The sequence below is a fragment of the Micromonospora sp. NPDC047793 genome (assembly GCF_040642635.1).
In the GTDB taxonomy this organism is placed as follows: domain Bacteria; phylum Actinomycetota; class Actinomycetes; order Mycobacteriales; family Micromonosporaceae; genus Micromonospora.
This window is the reverse complement of sequence record NZ_JBEYSG010000002.1, coordinates 657,716-680,972: the sequence shown is the minus strand read 5'-3', so window position 1 is coordinate 680,972 and position 23,257 is coordinate 657,716. Positions and strand designations below refer to the sequence as shown.

General features: G+C 72.0%; 17 protein-coding genes. 8 read left to right on the top strand and 9 right to left on the bottom strand.

Going from position 1 to position 23,257, the window contains the following annotated elements; genetic code table 11:
• Window positions 1-61 precede the first annotated feature (61 nt).
• Genes ABZ738_RS07495 through mfd form a run of 3 tightly spaced genes read right to left on the bottom strand, consistent with a single transcriptional unit; the run spans window position 62 to window position 5,482 of the window.
• Window positions 62-1,042, bottom strand: a complete 981-nt coding sequence (locus ABZ738_RS07495; protein ID WP_131051953.1) for a nucleoside triphosphate pyrophosphohydrolase — start codon at window positions 1,040-1,042, stop codon at window positions 62-64.
• Between the two features lie 2 nt (window positions 1,043-1,044).
• Complete coding sequence (locus tag ABZ738_RS07490) at window positions 1,045-1,788, bottom strand: hypothetical protein (protein ID WP_357211721.1); 744 nt, start codon at window positions 1,786-1,788, stop codon at window positions 1,045-1,047.
• Between the two features lie 22 nt (window positions 1,789-1,810).
• On the bottom strand, window positions 1,811-5,482 hold the full coding sequence (gene mfd, locus ABZ738_RS07485) for a transcription-repair coupling factor (protein ID WP_357211719.1): 3,672 nt from the start codon (window positions 5,480-5,482) through the stop codon (window positions 1,811-1,813).
• Window positions 5,483-5,692: 210 nt separating this feature from the next.
• Between mfd and ABZ738_RS07480 the strand changes: the two genes are divergently transcribed.
• Window positions 5,693-6,604: a cyclase family protein gene (locus ABZ738_RS07480; RefSeq protein ID WP_131051950.1), complete on the top strand. Its 912-nt coding sequence runs from the start codon at window positions 5,693-5,695 to the stop codon at window positions 6,602-6,604.
• Between the two features lie 12 nt (window positions 6,605-6,616).
• Window positions 6,617-7,315 (top strand): hypothetical protein, encoded by a 699-nt coding sequence (locus tag ABZ738_RS07475; protein ID WP_357211717.1) that lies wholly within the window; start codon window positions 6,617-6,619, stop codon window positions 7,313-7,315.
• Window positions 7,316-7,361: 46 nt separating this feature from the next.
• On the opposite strand, the gene ABZ738_RS07470 is transcribed toward ABZ738_RS07475, so the two are convergent.
• A complete protein-coding gene (locus tag ABZ738_RS07470; protein ID WP_357211715.1) occupies window positions 7,362-8,402 on the bottom strand; it encodes a S66 peptidase family protein in 1,041 nt (346 codons plus the stop codon).
• A 250-nt stretch (window positions 8,403-8,652) separates the two neighbouring features.
• Between ABZ738_RS07470 and ppc the strand changes: the two genes are divergently transcribed.
• Entirely contained in the window at window positions 8,653-11,439 is a 2,787-nt protein-coding gene (gene ppc / locus ABZ738_RS07465; protein ID WP_131051947.1) for a phosphoenolpyruvate carboxylase, read from the top strand.
• A gap of 136 nt (window positions 11,440-11,575) precedes the next feature.
• Here ppc and ABZ738_RS07460 read toward each other — a convergent pair whose 3' ends face one another.
• Window positions 11,576-12,349 (bottom strand): hypothetical protein, encoded by a 774-nt coding sequence (locus ABZ738_RS07460; RefSeq protein WP_357211713.1) that lies wholly within the window; start codon window positions 12,347-12,349, stop codon window positions 11,576-11,578.
• 109 nt (window positions 12,350-12,458) lie between these two features.
• Here ABZ738_RS07460 and ABZ738_RS07455 point away from each other — a divergent pair, with 109 nt between their 5' ends.
• Complete coding sequence (locus ABZ738_RS07455; protein WP_131051945.1) at window positions 12,459-13,631, top strand: DNA recombination protein RmuC; 1,173 nt, start codon at window positions 12,459-12,461, stop codon at window positions 13,629-13,631.
• A 161-nt stretch (window positions 13,632-13,792) separates the two neighbouring features.
• Window positions 13,793-17,059 carry a S8 family serine peptidase gene (locus ABZ738_RS07450; protein ID WP_176092572.1) on the top strand — a complete coding sequence of 1,089 codons (3,267 nt, stop codon included), beginning with the start codon at window positions 13,793-13,795 and terminating at the stop codon, window positions 17,057-17,059.
• Window positions 17,060-17,281: 222 nt separating this feature from the next.
• On the opposite strand, the gene ABZ738_RS07445 is transcribed toward ABZ738_RS07450, so the two are convergent.
• Window positions 17,282-17,737: a hypothetical protein gene (locus tag ABZ738_RS07445; protein ID WP_176092571.1), complete on the bottom strand. Its 456-nt coding sequence runs from the start codon at window positions 17,735-17,737 to the stop codon at window positions 17,282-17,284.
• A 53-nt stretch (window positions 17,738-17,790) separates the two neighbouring features.
• Window positions 17,791-18,780 carry a 4-hydroxy-3-methylbut-2-enyl diphosphate reductase gene (locus ABZ738_RS07440; protein ID WP_131051942.1) on the bottom strand — a complete coding sequence of 330 codons (990 nt, stop codon included), beginning with the start codon at window positions 18,778-18,780 and terminating at the stop codon, window positions 17,791-17,793.
• 120 nt (window positions 18,781-18,900) lie between these two features.
• Here ABZ738_RS07440 and xseA point away from each other — a divergent pair, with 120 nt between their 5' ends.
• Both xseA and ABZ738_RS07430 read left to right on the top strand, forming a co-directional pair.
• The gene (xseA, locus tag ABZ738_RS07435; RefSeq protein WP_131056002.1) at window positions 18,901-20,151 is read left to right on the top strand and encodes an exodeoxyribonuclease VII large subunit; all 1,251 of its coding nucleotides are present in this window, start codon (window positions 18,901-18,903) and stop codon (window positions 20,149-20,151) included.
• Window positions 20,152-20,182: 31 nt separating this feature from the next.
• Window positions 20,183-20,404, top strand: coding sequence for an exodeoxyribonuclease VII small subunit (locus ABZ738_RS07430; RefSeq protein ID WP_131056000.1), 222 nt, complete (start codon window positions 20,183-20,185; stop codon window positions 20,402-20,404).
• A gap of 81 nt (window positions 20,405-20,485) precedes the next feature.
• Here ABZ738_RS07430 and ABZ738_RS07425 read toward each other — a convergent pair whose 3' ends face one another.
• Both ABZ738_RS07425 and ABZ738_RS07420 read right to left on the bottom strand, forming a co-directional pair.
• Window positions 20,486-21,319: a hypothetical protein gene (locus ABZ738_RS07425; protein ID WP_357211710.1), complete on the bottom strand. Its 834-nt coding sequence runs from the start codon at window positions 21,317-21,319 to the stop codon at window positions 20,486-20,488.
• Window positions 21,320-21,413: 94 nt separating this feature from the next.
• Complete coding sequence (locus tag ABZ738_RS07420; RefSeq protein WP_131055996.1) at window positions 21,414-22,076, bottom strand: DUF4245 domain-containing protein; 663 nt, start codon at window positions 22,074-22,076, stop codon at window positions 21,414-21,416.
• 148 nt (window positions 22,077-22,224) lie between these two features.
• Here ABZ738_RS07420 and glpX point away from each other — a divergent pair, with 148 nt between their 5' ends.
• Window positions 22,225-23,256: a class II fructose-bisphosphatase gene (gene glpX, locus ABZ738_RS07415; RefSeq protein WP_131055994.1), complete on the top strand. Its 1,032-nt coding sequence runs from the start codon at window positions 22,225-22,227 to the stop codon at window positions 23,254-23,256.
• Window position 23,257 lies beyond the last annotated feature (1 nt).

The window sequence follows — 23,257 nt, the reverse complement described above, 5'->3', positions numbered from 1 at the left end:
ACGCCGGGGCAGCGCCAGCCACACTGCCACGATCCGGCCATGCGCCAGCTCGGGCGGTGCGTCAGCTCGGGCGGGAGGGGGACTCGGTGTCGCGGATGACCTCGGCGTGGGCGAGGGTGACGCGACGCAGGGCGGTCTCCGGGTCCAGCCCGGCGTCACGGGCCTCGGCGACGGCGGTCAGCAGGGCGGCACCCAGGGCGGCCTCGGCATCCGGCTGGGCGTCCGGCGACGGCAGCGCGACACCGAGCCCGGCTCGGGCGGCGCGTTCCAGGATCTGGGCGGCCAGCGCCAGCGCGGGCTGACTCACCGCGATGCCGTCGAGCACCGAGTCGCGGGACTTTTCGGCCTGCTTGATCCGCTCCCAGCTCGCGGTGATCTCCTCCAGGCTGCCCGCCTGGGCGTCCGCGAAGACGTGCGGGTTACGCCGGACCATCTTGTCGACCAGGCCACCGGCCACGTCGTCGACGGTCCACCGCTCACCCTCGGGCAGTTCCTCGGCCAACCGGGCGTGCAGCACCACCTGGAGCAGCACGTCACCCAGTTCCTCGCGCAGCGCGTCGGTGTCCCCGGCGCCGATCGCGTCGTACGCCTCGTAGCACTCCTCCAGCAGGAAACCGGCCAGACTCTGATGGGTCTGCGCCCGCTTCCACGGATCGCCGCCCGGCGAGAGCAGCCGGTCCAGCACCGCGACCGCGTCGAGCAGCCGGGCACCCGGCGGATCCCACGAGCCGTACATCAGCTCCAGCTCCGCCAGCCCCGGCTCGCGGGCCAGCCGCAACCCCAGCTCCCGGGCAAGCGACTCGTCGCCGGCCGGACCGGCCAACCACACCACGGTCTCGTGCGTCGCCGACGCCTCCAGCAACGCGGGCACCGCCGGCCCGTCGAGGACCCGCAGATCGGCGCCCGCCACCCGCAGGGCCGTGGTCAGCTCGCTCTCCGCTCCGGCGAGCACCGGTGCGGCGCGTACGACGTCCCAGGCGGTCGCCGTCAGCAGACCGGCCGGCAACCGGGGTGAGGTCACCAGCAGGACGATCCGAGGCACGGTCAGCTGTCGGCCGGGCCGGTCTGCGCCGGCCTCGGGGTGGAGACGTCGGTGACCGCGTCGGAACCGGGCTCACCCAGCGGCACACCCACCGCCACCGCCTGGCCGGCGAAGCTGAGCACCGGGAACTGCAGCGGACGGTAGCGCGGGTTGACCGTCACGTCGTACGTGTCGACCGCCTCGGAGAGGGCGTTGCGGGTGGCCAGCGCCTGCCGGAGCTGTTCACCGTCGAGCTGCGGGGCGGCCTGCTCGACGGTCACGTCGGCGGGTACCGCACCGGCCCGCTTGCCCGCCGCGACCAATTCGGTCAGATCCTGCTCGGTCGGTGCCACCGGCGAGCCGACCGGGATGCCGGAGAGGCAGGTGTACAGCTCGGCGACCTGCCGCGCGTACGTGGCCTCGGGGCTGATGCCGAGCTGCTGGGCCACCTGCGCCGCCTCGGCCTGCCCCTGGGGGCGGTAACCCTCGGCGGCGGAGATCCGCTCGCAGACCTGGCCGAGCACCAGGGTGCTCACCACCTCGCTGCGCCCGGGCAGGCGTACCTGCTGCTGGCCGGGCACCTGCTCGGCCGCCTCGGTCGGCTCCGGGTTCTTGGCCCGGGCGTCGTCGATGACCTCGGTGACGGCGTCCTCGGTGATCCGGTGGTCACCGACGTACGCGGCGACACCGGGCTCGGAACGGCAACCGGAGAGGGCGACGAGGCCGACCGCCACGCTGGCGACGGCGACAAGACGGCGAGCACGCATGCCCGTCACTCTCTCATGCCCCCTACCCACCGGTGGCACCCGCACCCGCAGGCACCGCCGGGGCGCCGAGGACGTCGGAGAGCAGCTGCGCGCACCACTCCAGCAGAGCCTGGTCGCGCAACGGCTCGCCACCGATCCGGCGGGTCGTCGGCCGGGGCACACTGACCTGGTCGAGCGCGGACTTGTAGACCGAGTCCGGGTGGTAGCGCTTGAGCCGCATCTGCTTCGAGTCGGGCAGCGGCAGCGGGCCGAAGCGCAGGTGCCTGCCCTGCACGCTGACGTCGGTGAGGCCGTACCGGCGGGCCAGCAGCCGGAACCGCGCCACCGCGATCAGGTTCTGCACCGGTGCGGGCGGCTCGCCGTAGCGGTCGGTCATCTCGGCCGCCACCTCGCGCAGCCGTTCCTCGTCGCGCGCCTCGGCGAGCTTGCGGTACATCTCCAGGCGCAGCCGTTCCACGCCGACGTAGTCGTGCGGCAGGTGCGCGTCCACCGGAAGGTCGATCTTGACGTCCGTCTCCTCCTCGGGACGCTCGCCCTTGAACGCCTGCACCGCCTCGCCGACCATCCGGACGTAGAGGTCGAACCCGACGCCCTCGATGTGCCCGGACTGCTCGCCGCCGAGCAGGTTGCCGGCACCCCGGATCTCCAGGTCCTTCATCGCCACGTACATGCCGGCACCCAACTCGGTGTGCTGGGCGATGGTGGCCAGCCGCTCGTGCGCGTGCTCGGTGAGCGGCTTCTCCGGCGGATAGAGGAAGTACGCGTACGCCCGCTCCCGGCCCCGGCCCACCCGGCCCCGGATCTGGTGCAACTGGGCCAGGCCGAGCAGATCGGCCCGCTCCACGATCAGGGTGTTGGCGTTCGGGATGTCGATGCCGGACTCCACGATCGTGGTGCAGACCAGGACGTCGAACTCCTTCTCCCAGAAGCCGACCATGACCTTCTCCAGGGCGTCCTCGCCCATCTGGCCGTGCGCCACCGCGACGCGGGACTCGGGCACCAGCTCGCGCAGGCGGCGGGCCGCCCGCTCGATCGACTCGACCCGGTTGTGCAGGTAGAAGACCTGTCCGTCACGGAGCAGCTCGCGGTGGATGGCGGCGGCCACCTGCCGGTCGTCCTGCGCCCCGACGGCGGTGAGCACCGGGTGCCGTTCCTCCGGCGGGGTGGCGATGGTGGACATCTCCCGGATGCCGGTGATCGCCATCTCCAGGGTGCGCGGGATCGGGGTCGCCGACATGCTCAGCACGTCGACGGCGGCCCGCATCGACTTCAGGTGCTCCTTGTGCTCGACGCCGAACCGCTGCTCCTCGTCGACGATGACCAGCCCGAGCGACTTGAAGCGGGTGGCGGCCGCCAGTAGTCGGTGGGTGCCGATGACGATGTCGGCGGTGCCGTCGGCGACCATCGCGAGCGTCTGCTCGGCCTCCTTCGGCGTCTGGAACCGGGAGAGCTGCCGGATCGTCACCGGGAACTGGCTCATCCGCTCGGCGAACGTGTTGTAGTGCTGCTGCACCAGCAGGGTGGTGGGCACCAGCACGGCCACCTGCTTGCCGTCCTGGACCGCCTTGAACGCCGCGCGTACCGCGATCTCGGTCTTGCCGTAGCCGACGTCGCCGCAGATCAGCCGGTCCATCGGAACGCTCTGCTCCATGTCCCGCTTGACCTCCTCGATGGCGGCGAGCTGGTCGGGCGTCTCCTGCCAGGGGAAGGCGTCCTCAAGTTCCCGCTGCCACGGGGTGTCCGGGCCGAAGGTGTGCCCCTTGGACGCCTTGCGGGCGGCGTAGAGCTGGATGAGCTGGGCGGCGATCTCCTTGACCGCCTTGCGGGCCCGGGCCTTGGACTTCTGCCAGTCCGAGCCGCCCATCTTGTGCAGCGTCGGCTGCTCACCACCGACGTACCGGCTGAGCTGGTCGAGCTGGTCGGTGGGGACGAAGAGACGGTCGCCGGGCTGGCCGCGCTTGCTCGCGGCGTACTCGATGACCAGGTACTCCCGGGACGCGCCGTTGACCGTACGCTGCACCAGCTCCACGTACCGGCCGATGCCGTGCTGCTCGTGCACCACGTGGTCGCCGGCCCGCAGCTCCAACGGGTCGATCGTGTTGCGCCGCCGGCTCGGCATCTTGCGCATGTCCCGGGTGGAGACGCCCCGGCCACCGGTGACGTCGCTGCCGGTGAGCAGCACGAACCGGGCCGCCTCGTCGACGAAGCCGCCGGTGAGGCTGCCGCAGGTGACCAGGACCTCGCCCGACACGGGCGCGTCCGGGACCTGCTCGGTCATCCGGGCGCCCAGGCCACCGTCGCGGAGCACCTCGACGGCCCGGTGGGCGGGGCCGTGCCCCTCGAAGACCAGCGCGACCGACCAGCCCTCACCGGTCCAGCGCGTCAGGTCGGCCACCACCCGGTCGGTCTCGCCGTGATAGAGCGGCGCGGGCTGGGCGCTCAGGCTCACCGCGATGGCGTCGTCGGGGGTGACGTCGACCGCCTCCGGCGCGTCCTCCCACGGCTGCCGCTCCGGGGCGGCGTCCGGCTCGGCCATCCCGAACGGGGACAGTGTCCACCAGGGCCGGCGCCGCGTGGCGGCGGCCGCGCGGACGTCGGCCAGGGTGCGGAAGGCGGCGGCGCCGAGGTCGATCGGGGCCTGGCCGCCGACGGCCGCGGCGGCCCAGCTGGCCTGGAGGAACTCCTCAGAGGTACGCACCAGGTCGTGCGCCCGGGTGCGGATCCGCTCCGGGTCGCAGAGCAGGACGTGCGTGCCCTCGGGCATGCAGTCCAGCAGCAACTCCATCGAGTCGTCGCCGATCAGCGCCGGGGCGAGGGACTCCATGCCCTCCACCGGTATGCCGCCGGCCAGCTTGTCCAGGATCTCGGCCAGCTCGGGGTGCTGCCCGGCCAGCTCGGCGGCCCGCTCCCGGACGGCCGGGGTGAGCAGCAGTTCCCGGCAGGGCGGTGCCCAGAGTTGCGGCACCTGTTCGATGGTGCGCTGGTCGGCCACGGCGAAGGTGCGGATCTCCTCCACCTCGTCGCCCCAGAACTCGACCCGCGACGGGTGCTCGTCGGTGGGCGGGAAGACGTCCAGGATGCCGCCACGGACGGCGAACTCGCCCCGCTTGGTGACCAGGTCGACCCGCGCGTACGCCATGTCGGTCAACCGGCGCGCCACCTGCTCCAGGTCGGCCTCGTCCCCGGCGGACAGCCGCACCGGCTCCAGGTCGCCGAGTCCCTTGAGCTGCGGTTGCAGCATCGACCGGACCGGCGCCACGACCACCCGCAGCGGCCCGGTGCGCCCGTGCGCGTCCGCCGAGTCCGGGTGGGCCAGCCGGCGCAGCACCGCCAGCCGTCGACCGACCGTGTCGGAGCGCGGCGAGAGCCGCTCGTGCGGCAGCGTCTCCCAGCTCGGGAAGATCGCCACCTGCTCGGCGGGGAGCAGCCCACCCAGCGCCGCCACCAGGTCCTCCGCCTCACGGCTGGTGGCGGTGACCGCCAGCACCGGCCGCCCGGCACCGCCGACCGTCGCGTCCCGCCCCTGTTCGGCGGGGTCCGCGGCGACGGCGGCGACCGCGAACGGGCGCAACGCCGGTGGCGCGGTCAGGTCGAGGCCGTCGACCTGGGCCGCACCCGAGCGCGCCAGGTCACGCACACGGGCCAGCCCCGGGTCGGCCAGGGCGGCGGCGAACAGTCCGGTGAGCGCAGTCATGATCACTTCCGCGGGTGAGGACACGACGATCGCCCCGCGTCCGTCCGGACGGGGGGTTCCACCGGTCGACACTATCTCTCCGGTCGGACGATCCACCGCCGTCCACGACGTCCGGGCTCCGGCACGCCTGCGGCCTGCCGGTCCGCGCGTACGGTCGGGGCCACCAGCAGGATCTTGACGACTGCCGGGCGCTGTGGTCGGCTGCCCGGCATGAACGGGGAGTTTCGCGCACAGTTCGACGCGGACGTCACCTTCGCCAACGGCGGCGGTCTGCGCACCGAGGGCTTCCGGCTGGACATCCCCGGCCGGAGCATCACCGACGAGGACCTGGCGGCGCTCTTCGTCCGGCACCTCGGGCTGCTGATGGTGGCCGAGGTCCGCATCACCGGCACGACGATCGTCGAGGAGCCGCACAAGGGCGGTCGCGGCGTCACGGCCACCGCCCCGGGCACCGGCCACCGGTTCGTCGAGCTGAGTCATGTCGTCACCGACGGGATGACCACCCTGCCCGGCTGGCCGACGCCCCGGATCACCGAGTGGCTGACCCGGGAGGACTCCCGGAGCGCCTACGCCCCGGGCACCGAGTTCCAGGTCGGGCGGATCGACATGATCGCCAACACCGGGACGTACCTGGACACCCCCGCGCACCGCTACGCCGACGGCAGCGACCTGGCCGGCGTCGGACTGGACCGCCTGGCCGAGCTGCCCGCGCTCGTGGTGCGCCTGCCCGTCGGCACCCGTGCGGTGGACCGCCTGCTGCTGGCGCCGTACGACGTCGCCGGGAAGGCAGTGCTGCTGCACACCGGCTGGGACGCGCACTTCGGCACCGCCCGGTACGGCGCACCGGAGGCACCCCACCTGACCGGCGACGGCGCCCGGGCGCTTGTCGACGCCGGTGTCGCCCTGGTCGGCATCGACTCGATCAACATCGACGACATGAGCCCGGCGGCGGGCGGTACGCGTCCCGCGCACAGCATCCTGCTGGCCGCCGGTGTCCCGATCGTGGAGCATCTGACCGGACTGGACCAGCTTCCGCCCGACGGCTTCCGATTCACCGCCGCCCCGCCGAAGGTCGCCGGTATGGGTACCTTCCCCGTCCGCGCCTACGCCCGTATCGACTGAGACCGGAGAACCGTGACCTACCCGCCGCCCGGACACCCGCCCCAGCCGCCGTACGGCGGTCAACCCGCCCAGCCGCCGTACGGCGGTCAACCCGCCCAGTCTTCGCACGGCGGTTGGCCGTCGGGTCCGCACCCGACCCCCGTGGTCAAGCGCATCCCCGAGGACCAGCCCTTCGTCGTACGCCCCAACCTCGCCAAGCGCGGTCTGGTCATCGGTGGCGTCCTGCTGGCCGCCCTCGGCCCGCTCGCCTGCTGTGCTGGCTTCCTCGTTCTCGGCTCCATGAACTCGGCGGAACGCGGCAGCGCCGGACTCGGCCTGGCGATCGCGCTGGGCTGTCTGCTCCTCCTGGTCGCCCTGCCGGTCGGCCTCCAGCTCTGGCTGATCGGCTCCGGCGGTCCGGTGCTCGCACTGAGCCACGAGGGCCTCTGGATCCGCAGCCGGCCCACCCGTGGTCAGGCGATCTGGCTGCCGTGGGAGGCCGTCGCGCAGATCTCCCGCCGCCGGTGGAGCCTGGAGAAGATGCTGGTGGTCAAGCCGCACAATCCGGCGACGATGCCGAACCTGGGCGGCTACACGGCGTTCGACAGCGCGCCGTTGAACGTCCTGTACGGCTCCGGCCTGGTCGCCACCCTCAACTTCGCGGACAAGCCCGAGGCGGAGATCCTGGCGGCCGTCGCCCACTACAGCGCCGGCCGCTGCCAGCTCACCTGAGCGCCCCCGGGGTGGTGGTCCGGCCGCCGCCCCGGGACACGGGCCGTCAGTAGCGGACCGAGATGCGGCGGTCGACCGCGTCGACCCGCACCTCCCCGCCGTACGGGACGATCAACTGCGGATCGGTGTGACCGAGGTCGACGTCGAAGACCAGCACCGCGTCGGGGGCGTACTCGGCGAACGCCCGGGTCACGGCGGCGCGCTGCTCCCGGGCGTAGCCGGCCTTCTCGTCGGGGGTGAGCCGGCGGTCGAAGTTCCACGCCTTGGCGCGGCCGACCAGTGCGGCGGGAAAGCCGGCGAGCAGGCCGCGCTCGCCGAGGTTGCGCAACATGCGGTAGACCTCGACGGCGGGCGGCAACTCCTCCGAGGTCTCGATCAGAAAGACCGACCCCCGCAACGACTCCGCCGGGGCGACCCGGTCGGCGGCGAGCAGCCAGTGCAGCACCTCCAGGTTGCCGCCCCAGGTGCGGCCGGTCACCGTCGTGGCCGGTCCCTGCCAGCGCCAGCCCGCACCGGCGAACATCACCGGCTCCGCCGCCAGGCAGCCCGGGTCGTTCCAGTCGGCCGGTTCGTCGCCCCACTCCGGCGCCGCCGACAGGTCGTACCAGTCGGAGCCGAACAGCGCCGCGCGCAGCGAGTCGGCGGTCATCGGGTGCAGCGCGCCGGGGCGGCCGAGGTGCACCAGCACCGACCCGCCGTGGTAGCCGACGATCCCCAAGCGGTGCAGGTGATGGAGCAGGTTGGTGTTGTCGGAGTAGCCGAAGTAGGGCTTCGGGTTGGCGCGAAGCACGTCGTCGTCGAGGTGCGGGGTGACGGTGATCTGGTCGTCGCCGCCGATGGTGGCCAGCACGGCGGTGATCGTCGGGTCGGCGAACGCCTCGGTCAGGTCGCGGGCCCTGTCCCGCGGGTCGGCACCCATGACGCGGGTGGTCGGGTACTCCACCGGCTCCAACCCGAACTCCTCGCGCAGTCGGCGCAGGCCCAACTCGTACACGTGCGGGAAGAGGCCCGGCAGTCCGGCGGAGGGCGAGACGATCGCGACCCGGTCCCCCGGGCGGGGCTTCGGTGGGTAGCGCAACGACGGCATGGGCCGACGGTACCGCCCCTCGGCGGCGTGGCCTTGATCACCGCGGGTGGGCGGGCTCGACCCCGGATCTGCCCGCTGCATGGGGCGCCACCAGCGCGGACGTCCCTCACTCCTCCTTCCGGGTGAAAGGAGGGGACCCCTCCTATACAAAAGGCGATAACAAGGGGCCCCTCCTTTCACCCGGGTGCGCGCGGATACGATCGGGGAAGTCGGACAGCGCTGTCCTTCGTACTCACGTAAGGAGCGCACGGTGACCGACCAGCACGATCACGACGGGCCCGACGCCGCCCTACGCGCCGACATCCGCCGGCTGGGCACCCTGCTCGGGCAGACCCTGGCCCGCCAGGAGGGCCGCCCCCTGCTCGACCTCGTCGAGGAGATCCGCGCCCAGGTACGCACCGACGCCCCCGCCGCCGCCCGGCGGTTGGGTGGGCTCGACGTGACCACCGGCACCAAACTGGCCCGCGCCTTCTCCACCTACTTCCACCTGGCCAACATCACCGAGCAGGTGCACCGGGCCCGGGACCTGCGGCGTCGCCGCGCCGTGCAGGGTGGCTGGCTGGACCAGGCGGCCAAGATGATCGCCGAGCGCGGGGTACCGGCCGAGGAGATCGCGTCGGTGGCCCGCCGGCTGGCGGTACGCCCGGTCTTCACCGCCCACCCGACCGAGGCGGCCCGCCGCTCGATCCTGTCCAAGCTCCGCGCCATCGCCGACGAGCTGGACACCGAGACGGCCAACGCGATCCTCTACGGGGCCAGTGACGAGGGCCCGGCCAACCGCCGACTGGCCGAGCTGCTCGACCTGATGTGGCAGACCGACGAGCTGCGGCTGGACCGGCCGGACCCGACCGACGAGGCCCGCAACGCCATCTACTACCTGCGCGACCTGTACGCCGAGGCGGCCCCGCAGGTGCTCGACGACCTCGCCGAGACGCTGCGCACCCTCGGTGTGGAGACCTCGCCGACCGCCCGTCCGCTGACCTTCGGCACCTGGATCGGCGGCGACCGCGACGGCAACCCCTTCGTCACCCCGACGGTGACCCGTGAGGTGCTGGCCATCCAGCACGAGCACGGGCTGACCGCCACCGAGGCGGCGATGGATGAGCTGATCAACGAGGTCTCCGTCTCCCGCCGGCTGCGCAACGTGTCGCTGGACCTCTCCGCCAGCCTCGCCGCCGACCTGGACGCGCTGCCCGAGGTGGCGCCCCGGTTCCGCCGGGTCAACGCCGAGGAGCCGTACCGTCTCAAGGCCCGCTGCGTCCGCGCCAAGCTGGCCAACACGCGAGCCCGGTTGCGTCAGGGCACTCCGCACGTGCCGGGGCGCGACTACCGGGGTTCCGCCGAGCTGATCGCCGACCTGGATCTGCTGCGCGCCTCACTGGCCCGCAACTCCGGGCAGCTCACCGCCGTCGGCCGGCTCGCCTCGACCATCCGGACCGTCTCCGCGTTCGGCCTGCACCTGGCGACCATGGACGTCCGGGAGCACGCCGAGAAGCACCACGAGGTGCTGATCCAGCTCTACCGGGCGGTCGGCGAGGTCGAGGACTACCCGGCGTTGACCAGGCTGGAGCGCACCAAGCTGCTCGCCGACGAGTTGACCGGTCGTCGGCCGCTCTCCACCGCCGACACCCCGTTGACCGAGGCGGCGCGCAAGACGTTCGACGTGTTCAGCGCCATCCGCGAGGCGCAGGACCGGTTCGGCGGCGAGGTGATCGAGTCGTACATCATCTCGATGACCCTCGGCGTGGACGACGTGCTCGCCGCGGTGGTGCTCGCCCGCGAGGCCGGCCTGGTCGACGTGCACAGCGGTCGGGCGCGGGTCGGGTTCGTACCGCTGCTGGAGACCCCGGCCGAGCTGAACTCCGGGGGCGAACTCCTCGACGAGCTGCTGTCGCTGCCCGCGTACCGGACGCTGGTGGCCGCCCGGGGCGACGTGCAGGAGGTGATGCTGGGCTACTCCGACTCCAACAAGGAGGCCGGCATCACCACCAGCCAGTGGTCCATCCACCGGGCACAGCGGGCGCTGCGGGACGTGGCCGCCCGACACGGGGTGCACCTGCGGCTGTTCCACGGCCGGGGCGGCACGGTGGGGCGCGGCGGCGGACCGACGCACGACGCGATCCTGGCCCAGCCGTACGGCACGCTCGACGGCGCGATCAAGGTGACCGAGCAGGGCGAGGTCATCTCCGACAAGTACACGCTGCCCGCGCTGGCCCGGGAGAACCTGGAGCTGACCGTGGCCGCCGCGCTCCAGGCGACGCTGCTGCACACCGCGCCCCGGCAGCCCGCCGAGATGCTGGAGCGCTGGGACGCGGCGATGGACGTGGTGTCCGAGTCGGCGTTCCGGTCGTACCGGTCGCTGGTGGAGGACCCGGACCTGCCGGCGTACTTCTGGGCGTCCACCCCGACGGAGCTGCTCGGCGCGTTGAACATCGGCTCCCGGCCGGCGAAGCGACCGAACACCGGCGCCGGCCTGGGCGGGCTGCGAGCCATCCCGTGGGTGTTCGGCTGGACCCAGACGCGACAGATCGTGCCCGGCTGGTTCGGGGTGGGGTCCGGTCTGGCCGCCGCCCGCGAGGCCGGGTTGGCCGACGTGCTCTCCGAGATGAACCGCAACTGGCACTTCTTCCGCACGTTCCTGTCGAACGTGGAGATGATGCTGACCAAGACCGACCTCGACATCGCCCGCCGGTACGTGGAGACCCTCGTGCCGAAGAAGCTGCACCCGATCTTCACCAAGATCGAGGAGGAGTACGAGTTGACCCGGCGGGAGGTGCTGGCGGTCACCGACTCGCCGGACCTGCTGGAGAACTCCCCCGTGCTGCAACGCACCCTGGCGGTACGCGACACCTACCTGGAGCCGCTGCACCACCTCCAGGTGGCGTTGCTGCGGCAGTACCGCGACTCCGGTGCCGCCGGTCGGGCGGTGGCCACCGCACCGGGCGGCCGACGGGCCCCGAGCGACGGTACGGCTCTGGAGCGCGCGCTGCTCACCACCGTGAACGGCATCGCCGCCGGGATGCGCAACACCGGCTGACCGCGGCGAGGTTCGGAAGCACTGCAAGGAAGGGTCCCCTCCTAACGCCTGGCGTATAGGAGGGGACCCTTCCTAACATCTGCGGGCGCTGCCGCGACACATCTGCGGGCGCTGCCGCCGACGTCAGAACGCGACGTCAGAAGTCGCCACCGCCGAAATCACCGCCGCCGAAATCACCGCCACCGAAGTCGCCACCGCCGAAGTCGCCGCCCCCGTAGTCACCACCGCCCAGGTCGCCCGCGTCGCCGCCGAAGTCGCCGCCCTGGTCGTCCAGGCCCGCCGCCGCACCGGCGTCGTAGCCGGGGTCGCCGAACGAGGGCGAGAAGAGGGCGTCGGCGATCAGCATGCCGCCGAGTACGCCGACTCCGGCCCCCAGCGCCGTCTTCCACCAGGGAGTGGAGTACCAGCCGGACGGCACCGGTCGGCCCTGCATCCGCCCGCCCGGGTAGTAGTACGGCGTGTCCCGGCCCGGCTGCGGACCGGCCTTGAACTTCTGGCCCTGCACCTGGACCTGGCGCGGCACGGTCAGTTCGCCGGCCCCACTCGCGGCGGCCAGCGGTGGCAGGGGTGGCCCGGGATCGATGCCGAGTGCCGTCCGGGCCGCCCGGACGTAGGTCAGCCCCTCCACCGCGGTCTCCCGGGCCAACGTGAACTGCGTGATGCTCCTGGCCTGCTCCATCTGCGACCCGGCCGCGTGGTACCGCTCGGCGGCGTCGGCCAGCGCCTGACGCACCGCCGGATCGTCACCGCTGAGCGTCATCACCTGCCCACCGAGGCGTTCGTACCAGCGTCGGGCGTCGGCTTGGACATCGGCGAGTTTCCGGGCCTCACGCGCGGCGCGCTCCCGCTGCCACCAGACGAACGCACCGACGAGACCTGCGACAAGGAGTACGACCAGCAGAAGTTCCACCACTCCAACGTACCCACCATCTGCCAGCGGCCCACCTCCTGACGAGGTCGGACGCGGCACGCGGTGCCGATCGAGGCGCGAAGCGCTCATCTTTGGCAAGCTCGTCGGAATGGAGCTCTCGACTCTGGCGGTCGTCGTCGTCTGTCTCGGTGCCGGCGGTGCGGTGGGCTGGTTCGCCGCGCGGGCCCGCGCGGCGACCGAGATCGCCCGGCTGGACGCCACCCTGCGCGCCACCCGTGAGGGCGAGGGGCGGCTGGAGCAGTCGATGCGGGCGTTGAGCTACGAGGCGACGGCCCAGTCCCAGGAGGCGGTGGCCCGGGCGGTGGCGCCGCTGCACGACACGTTGCGCCGCTACGAGCAGCGGGTGGCCGAGTTGGAGCGGGACCGCGTCGACGCGTACGCGGAGCTGCGCGAACAGGTGCGGTCGATGAGCACGGTCTCGGGTGAGCTGCGTACCGAGACCAAGCAGTTGGTGGCGGCGCTGCGCGCTCCCCAGGTACGCGGCCGGTGGGGCGAGCACCAGTTGCGGCGGATCGTGGAAGCCGCCGGGATGCTGGAGCACTGTGACTTCTCCGAGCAGGTCACCGCCGCCACCGACCAGCAGACGGTCCGCCCCGACCTGGTGGTCCGGCTGCACGGGGGGCGCAGTGTGGTGGTGGACGCGAAGGCGCCGTTCGACGCGTACCTGACCGCGATGGAGGCGCGCGACGAGCGGGGGCGGGACACGCACCTCGACCTGCACGCCAAGCACCTGCGGGGGCACGTGGACGCGCTGGCCGCCAAGTCGTACTGGACGGCCTTCGAGTCCACCCCGGAGTTCGTGGTCCTCTTCGTGCCGGCCGACCCGTTCCTGGACGTGGCGCTGCAGCGCGATCCGACGCTGCTGGAGCACGCGTTCACCCGCAACGTCGTGTTGGCCACGCCGGCCACCCTGGTCGCGTTGCTGCGTACGGTGGCGTGGTCGTGGCGGCAGGAGCAACTCGCCCGGAACGCCCTGGCGGTCCACACGCTGGCCCGGGAGCTGTACGGACGGTTGTCGACCCTCGGCGACCACGTCGGCAAGCTCGGCGCGTCGCTGGGCGGTGCGGTGACCGCGTACAACCGGGCGGTGGGTTCGTTGGAGGCGCGGGTGCTGGTCAGCGCGCGTAAGCTCGCCGAACTGGGCGTTTCCGACCAGGAGTTGGCGGTGCCGAACCAGGTCGAGATCGCCCCTCGCCAGCCGCAGGCACCGGAACTGGTCGATGGTCTTTCCACAACGGATGGTCGAATTCGGCCGGACTAATCAGACCCTTACCACCTTCGATGTGACATTGCGCGTCTCGCGTATCACGAGATGGTCACAACGTACCTGCCGGTAGTGACATCGATGGTCGGCACCACGAAGGATTCGCCTCACGCGTGCCCTGCATCTGAGGGCGCCCTGTTCTCTGGAGGAAAGAGAACGTGAGTAAACCCCGAATCCTGAGCCGGCGTACCTCCGCCGCGCTCTTCGCCTCGGTCATGGCGGCGGGCGCCGTGACCGTGGTCAGCGGTACCGCCACCGCGAGCGCCGCTCCTGCCGGACCCGACGCCGCGCAGGCCACCCCCGCCGAGGCGCTCGGCGAGCACGACGCCAAGCTGCTCTCCGAGGCGGAGGCGAAGAAGGCCCCCACCGTCACGATGATCGTCGCCACCGAGAAGGGCAAGGCGAAGGACGTCGCGGACGACCTCAAGGACCTCGGTGCCGCCGTCACCGAGCGCTACGACACCATCGGCTACGTGTTGGCGAAGGTGCCGACCGGCAAGGCGGTCACGGCCGCCACCCTGCCCGGCGTCGCCGCCGTGGACCTGGACGAGAAGATCCAGCTCCCCGACCCGAAGCCGGAGGTCGTCCCGGGCGCGAAGAAGGCCGAGAAGCAGGGCTCCACGCTCAGCGGCCCCGGTGCCAAGACGCCCGCCGACAACCCCTACATGCCGACCGGCGAGATCGGTGCGGCCAAGTTCGTCAAGCAGAACCCCAAGTGGGACGGGCGCGGCGTCACCATCGGCGTGATGGACTCCGGTGTGGACCTGGACCACCCGGCGCTGCAGAAGACCACCACCGGCGAGCGCAAGATCGTCGACTGGGTCACCGCCACCGACCCGTTCGAGGACCCCACCTGGCGGCCGATGATCACGCAGGTCACCGGTCCCACGTTCACCGTCGCGGGCCGCACCTGGACCGCGCCGGCCGGCACCTACCGGTTCAACCTGTTCAGCGAGAACATCACCGCCAACAGCGAGCCGGGCGGTGACGTCAACCGCGACGGGGACACCACCGACCAGTTCGGCGTGCTCTTCGACCCGGTGACCAACAACATCTGGGTGGACACCGACCAGGACGGCGACTTCACCGACGAGGCCCTGATGCGGCCCTACAAGGAGAAGTTCGACGTCAACCACTTCGGCACCGACAACCCGGCGACTCCGATCACCGAACGGATGTCGTTCGTGGTCGAGTACCGCAAGAACGTCGACACCACCCCGCTCGGCGGCCCCGGCCTGGTCGACTACGTCAACATCGGCATCGTCGAGGGCTCGCACGGCACGCACGTCGCCGGCATCACCGCCGCGTACGGCATGCTGGGCAACAAGGCGTTCAACGGCGCCGCCCCCGGCGCCAAGGTCGTCTCCTCGCGCGCCTGCTCCTGGGGCGGCGGCTGCACGTACGCGGCGCTCACCACCGGCATGGCCGACCTGGTGATCAACCGGGGCGTCGACGTCATCAACATGTCGATCGGCGGCCTGCCGGCGCTCAACGACGGCAACAACGCCCGCGCCGTCCTCTACAACAACCTGATCACCACCTACGGTGTGCAGATGTTCATCTCGGCCGGCAACTCCGGCCCGGGTGTGAACACCATCGGCGACCCGTCCGCGTCCACCAACGTGGTCAGCGTCGCGGCCAGCATCAGCAAGGACACCTGGCTGGCCAACTACGGCTCGGTGGTCAAGCAGAAGAACGCCCTGTTCAACTTCTCCTCGCGCGGCCCGCGTGAGGACGGTGGTGCCAAGCCGAACATCGCCGCTCCGGGCTCTGCCATCTCCACCACCCCGGTCTGGCAGGCCGGCAACCCGGTCGCCGAGGCCGGCTACCCGCTCCCGTCGGGTTACGGCATGTCCAACGGTACGTCGATGGCCTCCCCGCAGGCCGCCGGTGGTGCCGCGCTGCTGCTCTCGGCCGCCAAGGCCACTGACCAGGGCGTGACCCCGGCCGCGCTGCGCCGGGCGATCTACAGCTCGGCCAAGCCGATCGCGAACACCGCCACCTTCGGTCAGGGCTACGGCATGTTCGACGTGCCGGGTGCCTGGAAGCTGCTGCGCAAGAGCAGCGAGCCGAACGACTACACCGCCGAGGCTCCGGTCTGCACCGTCCTCTCCGGCCAGCTCGCCACGCCGAACAGCGGCACCGGCGTCTACAACCGGTGTGACGCCGCCAACGGCGGACACAAGGTCAACCAGTCGAAGTCGTACCAGGTCAAGCTGACCCGGACCAGCGGCCCGACCGGCAACGTGAAGCACAACATCGGCCTGCGCGGCAACAACGGCACCTTCTCGGCGCCGAAGAACGTCACGCTGCCGCTGAACAAGACCGTCACCATCACGGTCACCGCGAAGCCGAAGACCGCCGGTGCCCACGGCACGATCGTCACGGTCGACGACCCGCGCACCAACACGATCGACTTCGAGTTCTCCGCCGTCGTGGTGGCCTCGAACGACGTCAGCAAGCCCGCCTTCGCCTACTCGGCGCGGGGCACCGTGGAGCGCAACAGCACCACGTCGTACTTCGTGACGGTGCCGCCGGGTGCCGGGGCGTTGCAGGTGAACCTCTCCGGCATCGCCACCGGGTCGCAGACCCGCTTCATCGCCTTCAACCCGTACGGCGTCCCGGTGGAGAGCACCTCCAGCCTGGCCTGCTACACCAACTTCGCCAGCACGGTCGTCTGCAACGCGTTCGAGCGTGACTACCAGAACCCACTGCCGGGTGTCTGGGAGATCGAGGTGGAGTCGCGGCGGACCTCGCCGGCCCTGAACAACCCGTACCAGCTCCAGGCACGGGTGCAGGGCGTTGCGGTCGAGCCGGCCGTGGTCGAGCTGCCGGCGGTCACCGCCGGTGTCCCGACCCCGGTGACCTGGTCGCTGAAGAACACCTTCGGCCCGGTCTCGGTGACCGGCCAGGGTGGCCCGCTGTCCAGCGTGCACACCGAGCGGCCGACCATCGTCGAGCTGGCCAAGCAGGAGTTCACCGTCGAGGTGCCGGCGGGCGCCACCAGCTTCACCGCCCGCATCGGCAACCCGTCCAACGCAAGCGCCGACCTCGACCTGTTCATCTACCGGGGCACCACCCTGGTCGGGCAGCAGGCCGACGGTGACTCGGAGGAGGCGGTGACCCTGACCAACCCGGTCGCGGGCACCTACCGGGTCGTCGTGGACGCGTACGCGGTGGACGGTGCGGGTGGCAGCACCCAGTACGACTACCGGGACTCGTTCTCGTCCCCGTCGCTCGGCACCCTGACGGCCTCGGGTGGCACGCTCACCCTGGCCAACGGCGCCACCGGCAACCTCTCGGGTTCGGTGACCGCCCAGTCCACCCCGTCGGCGGGTCGGGCGCTCTACGGTGAGCTGACCGTGGTGACCACCGAAGGCGCAGTCGTCGGCCGCGGCGCGGTCTCCGTCGGCGCAGTGAACTGACACCACCACCGCACCACCAGGAAGCCCGTCTCCGGTCCACCCGGAGGCGGGCTTCCGCCTTTTCGCTGTCCTCTCCACCACCGCCGGACACGCCCGCCGATCATGGACTTTTGGCGAGCAGTTGGGGGTGATACGCGCCTTCTGCCGCTGCCGCAACTCCATGATCGACAGGGCGCTGCGGTGCGCGCCCGGGGGCGCGTACCGCAGCGCGGGTGGGGTGGGTCAGCCGCGCTTGGCGGTGGCGACCTGGAAGGGGGTGCCCTGCTGGCACGTCGTCATCAGGCTCGGGTTGGGCCGACCGGTCACCGTCACCGAGGCACCGGAGGTGAGTACGTCACGTGGCCCGCCCAACAGCAGGTAGCCGTCGAGCAGCAGGCAGCCGGGCTCCACGCCGGCCTCGACCCGACCGGTGAGCGTCATCTCACCGGTGACCGGCGGCGAGGTCGGCACGCCCCGGGTCGTGCCGGCCGGCGGCGGGCTGACAGGGGCGGTCGGGTCCACCGGGTCGGAGGGCGGGGGCACGGGGCCGGTCGGATCCGGGGTCGGCAGCTCGGTCACGGGTGACGCTCCCGTCGGGGTCGGGGCGGTGGTGGGGCCGGTCCCGGCGTCCTGACCGCCGCAGGCGACGAGCGCCGTGCAGACGATCAGCGCGGTGGCGGCGATCCGAAGGGTCCTCATGCCGGTCTGACGTGTCCGGAAGGTCAACCGTTCCATCAGCGCGTGCCGACGGATCAGCTCTGGGCCGCCGCAGCGGCCTTCATGTCGCGCTTGAGTTCCTGCGGCAGCGAGAAGGTGAGGCGCTCGTTGGCGGTCACCACCTCCTCGACGTCGGCGAAGCCGCGCTCGGCGAGGTGCGCGAGCACCTGCTGCACCAGTTCCTCCGGCACGCTCGCGCCGGAGGTGAGGCCCACCGTCCGGGCGTCGGTCAGCCAGGCGTCGTCGATCTCGTGGGCGAAGTCGACCAGGTGTCCGGCGCGGGCACCGGCGTCCAGCGCCACCTCGACCAGCCGTACGGAGTTGGAGGAGTTGCGCGACCCCACCACGAGCACCACGTCGCACTCGGCCGCGATCTCCTTGACCACGTGCTGCCGGTTGCTGGTGGCGTAGCAGATGTCGTCGCTGGGCGGGGACTGGAGCAGTGGCAGCCGCTTCTTGAGCCGGGCCACGGTCTCCAGGGTCTCGTCGACCGAGAGCGTGGTCTGCGACAGCCAGACGACCTTGCTCGGGTCGCGCACGGTGACGCGGTCGGCGTCCTCGGGGCCGTCCACCAACTGGATGTGGTCGGGGGCCTCGCCGGAGGTGCCGATCACCTCCTCGTGACCCTCGTGGCCGATGAGCAGGATGTCGTAGTCCTCGGCGGCGAACCGCTTGGCCTCGTGGTGCACCTTGGTCACCAGCGGGCAGGTCGCGTCGATCGCCTTGAGCGACCGCTCCTTCGCCTGCTCGTAGACCTCGGGCGCCACGCCGTGCGCGGAGAAGATGACGGTGGACCCCTCGGGGACCTCCTCGTTCTCCTCGACGAAGATCGCGCCCTGGGCCTCCAGCGTCCGCACCACGTGCTTGTTGTGCACGATCTCCTTGCGGACGTAGATCGGGGCACCGTAGAGCTTGAGCGCCTCCTCGACGGTCTGCACCGCCCGGTCGACGCCCGCGCAGTATCCACGGGGCTTCGCGAGCAGCACGCGCTTACCGGTCCCGGAAGTCCTCTCGCCCTCAGTCACGCCCCCATCGTACGTGCCGCCCGCGCCCCCGGCACCGCGCGCGCCCCGCCGCCGACCCCGTCGGCCGCCGCCCCGGTCGTGATCAGCGAGGCGGTCGGTGGGTGGGCTTAGGGTGGGCGGGTGAGTACGGGTGGGACGGCGACCGGGAGCGGGACGGCTGCCGGCACAGGCGCCAGCACCGCGGAGGAGCCGTGGCCGGTGCGCGTGGTCAGTCAGAAGATCGGCGCCTGGGTGGCGCGCCTGGGCTGGGTCTGGGTCGACGGGCAGGTGGCGCAGATCAGCCGGCGGCCCGGCGCCAGCACCGTGTTCCTCACGTTGCGTGACCCGTCGGCGGATCTGAGCCTGACCGTCACCACCAACCGCGACGTGCTCGACACCGGCGCGCCGGAGCTGCGCGAGGGCGCCCGCGTCGTGCTGCACGCCAAGCCGGAGTTCTATGCCGCCCGGGGCACGCTCAGCCTGCGGGCCGACGAGATCCGGCAGGTGGGTCTCGGTGAGCTGCTGGCACGGCTGGAGAAGCTCAAGAAGCTGCTCGCCGCCGAGGGGCTGTTCGACCGGGCCCGCAAGCGCCGGCCGCCGTTCCTGCCGCAGCGGATCGGGCTGATCACCGGCCGGGCCAGCGCCGCCGAGCGGGACGTGCTCACCAACGCCCGTCGCCGCTGGCCGGCGGTGGAGTTCCGGACGGTGAACGTGGCCGTGCAGGGCCCCGGTGCCGTGCCGCAGATCGTGGACGCGCTCAAGGTGCTGGACGGCGACCCGAGCATCGATGTGATCATCCTGGCCCGGGGCGGTGGCGGCATCGAGGACCTGCTGCCCTTCTCCGACGAGGCCCTCTGCCGGGCGGTGTTCGCCTGCCGTACGCCGGTGGTCAGCGCGATCGGCCACGAGACGGACGCGCCGCTGGTCGACTACGTGGCCGACGTCCGCGCGTCGACCCCGACCGACGCGGCCAAGCGGGTGGTGCCCGACCTGGCCGAGGAGGTACGCCTGATCGGGCAGGCCCGCCACCGGCTGCGGCGCGCGGTGCACCACCTGGTCGACCGCGAGTCGCACCGGATCGAGGCGCTGCGCTCCCGTCCGGCGCTGGCCCGCCCGCAGGTGATGGTGGAGCAGCGGGCCGGTGACCTGGCCGCCCTGCGCCAGCGGGCCGTGCGCTGCCTGGACCACCGCATCGCCGCCGCCGACGACGACCTCCGGCACACCCTGGCCCGGCTGCGCGCGCTCTCACCGGCCGCCACCCTGGACCGGGGGTACGCCATCGTGCAGCGCGCCGACGGCCACGTGGTCCGCGCCGCCGGCGACGTGGCACCCGGTGACCCGCTGCGGGTACGCGTCGCCGACGGCGAACTGTCGGCCACCGTGAACCCCTGACCTGTCGGCCCTGTTGTGGGAGAGGCAAGCGATGACTGACGAGAAGACCGACGGGTCGGACGAGCGGCTCAGCTACGAACAGGCTCGTGCCGAACTGGCGTCGGTGGTGGAGCGGCTGGAGGCCGGCGGGACGTCGCTGGAGGAGTCGTTGGCCCTGTGGGAGCGCGGTGAGGCGTTGGCGGTGATCTGCCAGAGTCGCCTCGACGGCGCCCGTGCCCGGATCGACGCCGCCCGCCAGGAGTCGACGACCTGACGCCTGGACGTACCCCGGACACGACGCGGCGGGAGCCGGAAGGCTCCCGCCGCGTCTCGTCGCCGCCCCGCGAGGGACCGCTTACTTGAACAGGTTGTACAACTCCGGCGGCGCCTCGACGACCTGGTCGGCCGGGGGCTTCTGCGCGGCGGTCGCGTTGCCGTAGTCGCTGTACGTCATCTTGATCTCCTGGCCGGCGGCGGCCCCCGTCGGCGGCATCCGCAGCACCAGTTCGGTGAGGCGGCCCTGCGCGTCGGTGGTGGCGGTGAAGGGCACCGCGTTGGCCTCCGGGCCGAGCGCGGTGACCACGCCCTGGTCCAGCGAGCCGGCCTCGGCGGCCTTGGAGACGTCGATGGTGCCGGAGAAGGTGCCGTCACCGGTGCGCTGCACCTCGGTGACCGCCTGGGTGAGCGCGGCGCTCCCGGCCGGGTCGACCTTGTCGAAGTCGAAGCCGAGGTTGCGGTCTCCCTGGATCCGGCTCTGGTCGAGGTGCTGGAACTTGCCGAGGTTCAGCCGGTCGAGGCCGGGCACGCTGGTCGCGGCGCCGCCCTTGAGGTCCACCTTGACCCAGCTGTCCGGCTTGGCGTGGATCAGGTCGAGGCTGATCGCCAGGTCGTCGGTCGGCTCGCCCAGGCGTACCCGGATCTCGGCGCTCTGGCTCGGCTGGTGCACCTGGCCCTCGGCGACCGAGCCGACGCCGGACATGGTGAACCGGAAGTTGCCGTTGCTGATCTCCTTGGTCGAGTCCAGCAGCGCCTGCTTGGCCTCGGAGTCCGCGGCGCGTGCGCCGGAGCCGGTGGCGGACGGTGTGGCGGTGGTGGTGGGCGCGGTGTCACCGGAGGTTGTGCAGGCGGCGACTCCAGGCGTGAGCAAGGCGGCGGCCATGAGACCGGCGCTCAGTCTGCGAATGGTCATCGGTGTCTCCCAGCGGTCACCCGACGCTTCCCGCGCCGGTGGCTCGCCTCTCCTGTTCCCTGCCGACGCCGCCCGCAATCACCACGAAGCAGGCTCAGTCGACGGCGGTGGCCATCTCGCGCAGTTCGTTGTCCCGGGCGTCCCCGACGACGATCACGGTCCGCTCCGGTTCGAGCAACACCAATGCCTGCTCGTTGCCCCGCCCGGTGTACCGCTGCCAGGCGCCCGACCCGAGGTCGGCCTGCCCCTGCGGTCGCCCCTGCTCGGTCAGCTCGGTGGGCAGCAGCCGCTCCGGTGGCACGTTGCTCTGCACGAGTTGCAGACCACGCCCCTCGGGAGTGAGATAGCCCACCCGCAGGGTCGCGCCCTCCTCCGTGGTCCGGTACGCCGCACGTACGGTCTTCCACCCGTCGGGCAGCCCGGACGGCTCGGAGACCGGGAAGGCGGCGGCCGAGCGCGCCTGATCGAAGGCGGGGGTCGGGTTCACCGTGCTCGGCGCGTCCCCACCGAGGAAGCCCCGGGAGAAGGCGATCAGCAGGGCGATCGGGACCAGCAGCACCAGCAGCGAGATGGCCATGTCGCGGGGTCTGCGCTCGGAGCGTCCCGGGGCGGTCTCGGCCGCCGGTTCCCCGGCGGTCCGCGTCGGCTCCGGCCGGTCCTCGGGTACGTCCGGTCCGGCGGCCCGGTCGACGGTCGGCTGCTCGGCCGTCGACGGCTGGTCTGCGGTTGCGCGGTCGGCAGGCTGTGCGGGTTCCACCGGGCCATTCTCGCAGCCGCCCGACCGGCGGTATCCGGCCCATCACCGCCCCGCCCCGGTCGCGGGTCCGCCATCGTGTGAGGATCAGGAACGAAGCCGGCAGGACCCGGCCCGGTCAACCCCGCACCGCCGCGAGGAGGAGCCGTTCATGACGACCGCCAGGACGCGTACCCCACAGAACCTCGACCGCAACATCGCCCTCGACCTGGTCCGGGTGACCGAGGCCGCGGCGATGGCCGCCGGTCGCTGGGTCGGCCGGGGTGACAAGGAGGGCGGCGACGGCGCCGCCGTCGACGCCATGCGCAAGCTGATCAACTCGATCCCGATGAAGGGTGTCGTGGTGATCGGCGAGGGCGAGAAGGACAACGCCCCGATGCTCTTCAACGGCGAGGAGGTCGGCGACGGCACCGGCCCGGAGGTGGACGTCGCGGTCGACCCGATCGACGGCACCACGCTGATGAGCAAGGGCATGCCGAACGCGCTCGCGGTGCTGGCGGTCGCCGAACGGGGTGCGATGTTCGACCCGAGCGCCGTGTTCTACATGGAGAAGCTCGCGGTCGGCCCGGCGTACGCGGACGTGGTCGACATCAACGCCGGGGTGGCCGACAACCTGCGCCGCATCGCCAAGGTCAAGGGCACCGGCCTCGACGAGGTGACGGTCTGCGTACTCGACCGCTCCCGGCACGACGGGCTGGTGGAGGAGATCCGGCGTACCGGGGCGGGCATCCGGTTCATCTCCGACGGCGACATCGCCGGTGTCATCGCCGCCGCCCGGGGCGAGTCCGACGTCGACGTGCTGATGGGCATCGGCGGCACCCCGGAGGGGATCACCGCCGCCTGCGCGCTCAAGTGCATGGGCGGGATGATGCAGGCCAAGCTCTGGCCACGCGACGACGCCGAGCGGGAGAAGGCGCTCGCCGCCGGGCACGACCTGGACCGGGTGCTCACCACCGACGACCTGGTCACCGGGGACAACTGCTTCTTCGTGGCGACCGGTGTCACCTCCGGTGACCTGCTGAAGGGTGTGCGCTACCGCTCGGGTGGGGCGTACACGCAGTCGATCGTGATGCGGTCCAAGAGCGGCACGATCCGGGTGATCGACTCGTTCCACAAGTTGGAGAAGCTGGCGCTCTATTCGGCGGTGGACTTCGACGGCCGCCCCCTGGACCAACAGGCTTGAG